At 32.0% G+C, this 920-nt stretch carries 2 protein-coding genes; both read left to right on the forward strand.

All coding sequences use genetic code 11. The features are described 5' to 3' along the window. Positions 1 to 501: ExeA family protein (locus tag DWY01_RS10680; RefSeq protein ID WP_147332188.1), on the forward strand; the 501-nt coding region annotated here is incomplete at its 5' end. A gap of 11 nt (positions 502 to 512) precedes the next feature. Continuing rightward, a complete protein-coding gene (locus tag DWY01_RS10685; RefSeq protein WP_117996107.1) occupies positions 513 to 902 on the forward strand; it encodes a hypothetical protein in 390 nt (129 codons plus the stop codon). Positions 903 to 920 lie beyond the last annotated feature (18 nt).

The following is a 920-nucleotide window of genomic DNA, read 5'->3' on the forward strand; positions in this document are numbered from 1 at the left end:
AAAGTCGACAACTTCCGAGCTATTCAGGCAATTATAGAAAAATATAAACGTGAAAAAAGAATTACACCCGTATTTATATTTGATGAAGCCAATTATATGAAAAGTGGAATCTTGAACGATTTAAAAATACTGTTCAATTTTGAAATGGATTCAAAAGACTATGCAGTCGTATTACTGGTAGGACTGCCACAGTTAAACAATCAGTTACGCCTATCAAGCCATGAACCATTAAGACAGCGTATAATCATGTCACATAATTTAGAAAATCTAAATGAAGAAGAAGCAAAACGCTATATAAAAGAAAAATTAGATGGTGTGGGCTGTCATCAGGAAGTGTTCGATAATAATGCACTGAACGCAATTATCAATGCATCGAATGGCATTCCTCGAATGATCAATCAAATCTGTAATAAAAGTTTATTGATTGGTGAACAGAAGCAGGAAATGATAATCAGTATGGAAACTGTAATGGATGCCGTAAACGACAATGAATTGAGTTAGAGGTCAGTAGGATGATATTAGAAACGAACCAAATGATTGTATATGAAACAGGATCCGCATCAAGAAAAAGTGAAATTGCTGAATTAAAAGATGTGCATTTTGAAGGAAGTATTGATTTTAAAGTAACCGTTAAAGATAGCGGTAACTCAGAACATACTTATCTATGCCATTTAGTAAAAGATGATTTAAAATGGCTGCTAGGAGTCGAAATAAATGAATTCATGGAAAATGAAGACGAATCATATTTTGTGAACTCATTCCAGTTTGAACTGATAAACTTATATGAAACACAAAAGAACAGTCAAAAAATCTATAAGAAATTATCATGTGAAAAGAGCGCCTGTTCAATTTCATACGCCTTAAAATATTTATATCAACACCAAATGGATATTCTAAATTGAGTATCCATTTTTATATGA

This window comes from Eubacterium sp. AF22-8LB, assembly GCF_003458715.1.
GTDB lineage: Bacteria > Bacillota_I > Bacilli_A > Erysipelotrichales > Erysipelotrichaceae > Holdemanella.